The sequence below is a fragment of the Segatella asaccharophila genome (assembly GCF_054687055.1).
In genome coordinates, this window is the sequence record NZ_BAACAN010000069.1 from 1 (window position 1) to 503 (window position 503).

1 protein-coding gene is annotated in these 503 nt (G+C 49.5%); it reads right to left on the minus strand.

Features of this window, described 5'->3' with window-relative positions:
- Positions 1-96: 96 nt before the first annotated feature.
- Positions 97-503 (minus strand): ISAon1 family transposase N-terminal region protein (locus tag ACYRYG_RS13360; protein ID WP_460198495.1); only part of this gene is annotated, 407 nt, incomplete at its 5' end.

Consider the following 503-nt stretch of genomic DNA (forward strand, 5'->3'; position numbering starts at 1 on the left):
TTCTCCAGTAATATCCAGTCGGATGCATGAGGCTTCTGCTCCCATTGCCGGAAGTCGCTCAGATAATCCTTGTATGACCGTTCAAGGCGATCCCCGTTAATCTTGTAGTAAGGTTCCAGCGAACGTGCCGTCACCGGGGATGTATCCAAGACGTTCTTTTAAAAAATCCGCAAACTCCTTCGAGTAGCGGGTCCCTGTCACAGCCAGCGGATAGACATTCATGACGACGTTATGCCCGTCGGGAGAAGTCCATCTCCGGCGACGGATATGAAGGACTACCTTCTTGTCACGGATTGGAAAGTCGTTGACTAGAGCCGGCTCCGTGAAACCATTGGGACGAAGTTCCTGCAGGGACTCTTCACCGGACTTCCGGTTGTCCCGCTCATCAAGATATACATGCAGGATACCGGTGTACACATTCTTTTTAGAGATCTTCAACTTCTCTTCTTCTACCTTTACAAGGTCAAACCAGTCAAGTATACCTTCCGGAAGAAGGAAACTTG